This window comes from Ruegeria sp. YKSF070 (assembly GCF_059612725.1).
Genome location: NZ_JBXWRD010000099.1, coordinates 1 through 4,333 on the forward strand (window position 1 = coordinate 1; position 4,333 = coordinate 4,333).

5 protein-coding genes are annotated in these 4,333 nt (G+C 64.4%); all 5 read left to right on the top strand.

The annotated features are described in order from the left end of the window. Positions 1-1,910 (top strand): VirB4 family type IV secretion system protein (locus tag AC2FL1_RS23285; RefSeq protein ID WP_496878507.1); only part of this gene is annotated, 1,910 nt, incomplete at its 5' end. After that, positions 1,907-2,122, top strand: a complete 216-nt coding sequence (locus tag AC2FL1_RS23290) for a hypothetical protein (protein WP_028095514.1) — start codon at positions 1,907-1,909, stop codon at positions 2,120-2,122. The genes AC2FL1_RS23285 and AC2FL1_RS23290, both read left to right, overlap by 4 nt. 4 nt (positions 2,123-2,126) lie before the next feature. Further along, entirely contained in the window at positions 2,127-3,293 is a 1,167-nt protein-coding gene (locus tag AC2FL1_RS23295; RefSeq protein ID WP_496878508.1) for a lytic transglycosylase domain-containing protein, read from the top strand. Beyond that, entirely contained in the window at positions 3,290-4,087 is a 798-nt protein-coding gene (locus AC2FL1_RS23300; protein WP_496878509.1) for a type IV secretion system protein, read from the top strand. The genes AC2FL1_RS23295 and AC2FL1_RS23300 overlap by 4 nt, the downstream gene beginning before the upstream one ends. A gap of 14 nt (positions 4,088-4,101) precedes the next feature. Continuing rightward, positions 4,102-4,333, top strand: a 232-nt coding sequence (locus AC2FL1_RS23305) for a VirB8/TrbF family protein (RefSeq protein ID WP_496878510.1), incomplete at its 3' end; no start/stop codon positions are given.

The following is a 4,333-nucleotide window of genomic DNA, read 5'->3' on the forward strand; positions in this document are numbered from 1 at the left end:
ATGCGGCCGACACCACCCGCCGCATGCGCAAGCTCGACGAGGTTGTGGGGTTTCTGCTGTCGTCCTTCGATGAGCTGAAGCCCCGCCTGCTGGCTGCAAGCACCGGAGAGCTTCTGGGCTTCCTCGGTTCACTCAACACGGGCGAGGAGCACCCGCTCTTCCCCCGGTCGCGCCTCGGTGTGATCGCCGAGGACGTAGCCAATACGCGCGTCACCTTCCGCGGCACGACCATCGCACTCTCGGACGGTGCCGTCGGCGACAAGCTCGGGGCGATCTTTGCGGTGAAGAACTACCCGGCCAAGACCGATAGCCTGATGCTCGACGAGTTGAATCTGCCCGTCGACATGGTGGTCACGCACTCTTTTGTGCCGATCAACGCCAACATCATGGCGGGCCGGATCAAGCGGCAGCTGCGGCTAATGCAGGCCGCCAATGACGGAGCCGTCAGTCTCGCCCAGGAACTGGAACTCGCGCAGGACGATCTGGAATCCAAACGCCTGATCTTCGGCGAGCACCACATGACCGTGGCCGTCTATGCCCGCACCCAGACGGCGCTTGACGACATCGCGGCCGAAATCCGCAACATCTCCGCCACTTCCGGGATCAACCTGATCTCGGAAGCCTTCGGGGCGCGGGCGCATTTCATGGCGCAGCATCCCGGGAACACAGGGGCGCGCAGCCGCAAGGCCGCAATCACGAACCACAACTTCGCCGATCTCGCTACCTTCCACCGCACCCCGCTCGGAAAGACAGGGCGGGAAGTCCCCTGGGGCGTGCCGATCACGCTCTTTCCGACGCCCGAGCGCAGTGGTTTTCGCTTCAACTTCCACGAACAGGGCGCGCCGGATCGCGAGCCCACGGGAGGCCACACGCTGATCCTCGGCCGTCCCGGCTCCGGCAAATCCGTCCTGGCGGCTTTCCTGATGACCATGGCACGGCGAGCAGGTGCGCGGGTCTTCGTATTCGACTATCGCGCGGGCATGGAGATGGCCGTCCGCGCGCTCGGCGGCAGCTATTCGACCGTGCGGGCGGGGCGCCCCACGGGCCTAAATCCGCTCCAGACCGAGATCGACATGCGGGGCCAAGCATGGCTTGCTGATTGGCTCGCGAGCCTCTTGGAGCGGCGCGATCGACCGCTAACCCCGGTTCAGACCAACCGACTGCAGGAAGTCGTGCGCCAGAACGCGAGCGCAGGACATGCGGGCCTACGGAACTGGTCGGATTTCGCCTCGCTGCTGGTCTCGACCGATGACGAGGGCGATCTCTTCGAGCGTATGCAGGAATGGACGGCCGAGGGTCGCTACGGCTGGATCTTCGGGGCCAATGCCGAGGACAGTTTCAGCATCGATGGAGACGTCGCGGGCTCTGACCTCACCGGCATCCTCGATTCCGAGAGCGAGCGGGAACGCATGGCGGTCCTGTCCTACCTCTTCCGCCGGGTCGAGCGGGTGATCGAGGACCGCAAGCCCACCATCATCGTCATCGACGAAGCATGGAAAGCCCTCGACAACGCCTACTTTGCGGAGCGACTCAGCAACTGGCTGGTGACCGCCCGCAAGCAGAACGCCGTCGTCGTGATGATGACGCAATATGCCAGCCAGCTCGAGCGCACGCGCACCGGCAAGACCATCGTGGAAGCGGTGCCGACGCAGGTGCTCTTGCCCAACATTCGTGCTTCCGCCGCTGACTACGCGATGCTCGGCCTGACCGAGAAAGAGCTCGACGTGCTTCTGGGCGTCGGCTCGGCCTCGCGGCTCGCGCTTGTACGCGACGACCGTGGTTCCGTCGTGATCGATGCCGATCTCAGCGCGCTCGGCCCGCTCGTGACCATCCTTGGCGGAATGGAGAAGGGCGAAGCGCTTGTCGGCGCCGATTATCGTGAACGTCCTGATTTCTGGAGAGTGACATGACCCGTACCATCATTCGCAGCGTCGTGCTGCTCGGGCTCGGCCTGACCCTGACAGCCTGTGCGCAGCATAACCCCCCGCAAGCCAACTGCTTCAATTTTCGCGAGGCTCCTGCGCAGGCAGGAACCGCCACCGCCACGATCTCGACCATGGGGGCGGAGGTCACGCGCCGCGACACGGCCTGCGATTTCGTCCTCTTGGGGGCGGGCGGCTGAGCCAATGCGGACCTGGCTTCCTCTCTCGATGATCGGCTTTGCACTGGCAGGTCCCACGGCGGGGCCAGCGGTCGCCCAAGGCGTGCCGACCTTCGATCCGCGCCTCTTCGCAGAGCGGCAGGCCATCCTTGAGCAGACCGATCGGGACCTGGCACTGCAGCAGGGCCGGCTAAGCCGCGAGGAGGAACTGGCCGAAATCGAGCGCCAGCAACTCGCCTCCCTCGAAGGGCTTATGGATGCCATGTCGCTTGGCGCTGGAGACGTGACCGGAACCGTGGCGGGGCTCGAGGCGGGGCAGGGGGCGGTAGACGACGTCGAAAGCGCGGCCGCCAGTCTCTATGCGCCCGAGGACACCAATCCAGCGGCAGCGCGGATGTTCGGCGATGCCAGGGAGGGGATCGAGGAGCTGATCATCCGCGCAGCACGCGACACCCATAGTCTGTCCGGGGTCGGCCGCGCAGGTCTTTCGCTCGTGCAATGGCGCTGTCTCTTGCAGGCGCTGATCTGGCAGGAAAGCCGTTTCCAGATCGGGGCACGCTCACCCGTGGGGGCCTTCGGACTTACCCAGATCATGCCCGGTACCGCGGGCGATCTCGGGATCTACCCGGCCTATTACGACGATCCCTATCTGCAGGTCACCGGCGGTGCGCGATACCTCGCACAAATGCTGAACATGTTCGATGGCAACATTATTCATGCGCTCGCCGCCTATAACGCCGGGCCGGGCAATGTGCAGGATCATGGCGGTGTGCCGCCCTTCGCGGAAACCCAGCACTATGTCGTGGTGATCCCGCAGCAGTACAACAGCTACCTCGCCGCCGTAGGCGGCATTGATGCGCTTGGCACCATCGACCCTCTGCTCCTCGCCAACGCGAGTTTCAGCCTGTCGGCTCACGGCGCTGGAGTCTATGGCGACTATTCGCTGGTCTCGGTCCGTGCCGCCGCCCTGCGGGTTCAGGACATCATCACCCGCATTGGTGAGACCGAGGATCTCCACGAGGCAATCGCGCTCAACACCTATGCCCGGGCCGAACTGGCCCGGCTGGTCGCAATCCGGACCCGGATCAAGGCCGCCCGAACCGAGCCACTCAGCGCCGAGCAAATCGCCTTGGCGGCGGCCCAGGCTGCCGAGCGGCAATACATGGATTTCAGTCAGGAGGATTTGCGTTGAACCTGCGCCTGCCCCGTTTCCTTTTCGCCGGTAGCATTGCTCTCGCGCTCGCCCTCAATGTCACCGGACCTGCCGCGGCACAGGGTGTGCCCACGGTGGACACCCAGAACATTGCCCAGGAAATCCGCCAGCTTCAACAGATGCTGCAGGATTTCGGGATCCAGACCGATCTTCTGGACAATGCGTTGGAGCAACTGGACATGTTGCAAAGCCAGCTCGATCAGCTGAACGAGATGTATGCCTCGCTCACCGGGCCGCGCAGCATCCTCGGGCTTGCCATGGGCGGGGACCTCGACACCTTGCTTGAGGCCAACTTCGAAGACATCCCCGGCCTGATCCGAGGCATCCAGGCGGGCGATTGGAGCGCGCTCATCGGGCCCAATGCCGGGCCCATGCGCACGCAGATGGAACAGGCGCTGGCAAGCGCCGGGTTCGACGAGGATTCACTCCGCGAGATCGCCACCAGCGGCAATCCGGGCGCCGAAGGCGTGGCCACGCGGGCAACCACAGGTGCTGTGATGTCGGCGGCGGCGCAGATCAGCCACGCAGAGGCGGAACAGTCTCTCGAACGGGTGGAACGTCTGGTCGAGATGATCCCGGACATGGAGGATCTCAAAGCCTCGATGGATCATAACACCCGCGTCACGGCGGAACTCGCCATCGCCATGACCCGGATGTGGGAGCTGGAAGCGATTCAAACCCTAGGCGCAGGCAATGCAGGCGTGGTTGACGCCGCCACCGTTGCCGAAGAACGCCGCTACATGGACTTCACCTTGCCGGACCTTGAGCCATGAGTAGGGCAGGGGTGATGACTGCGCGCGAGCTCGTGGAAGAGGAACTTGTCTACGGTGCCCTGCGCCGAGAACAGCTTTGGCGGGTGATCGGCCTTTCCGGGGCAGGTTTTGGCGTATTCGGCTGTTTGACAGCTGCGGCTGTCGCGTTGATGGTCGAAACGCCGCCTCCCGTGGTTGTCCCCTACGATCCCGCGACCGGGATGGCGCTCCCCAATGCCACGGTTGAAACCGTGTCGCTCGCCGAAC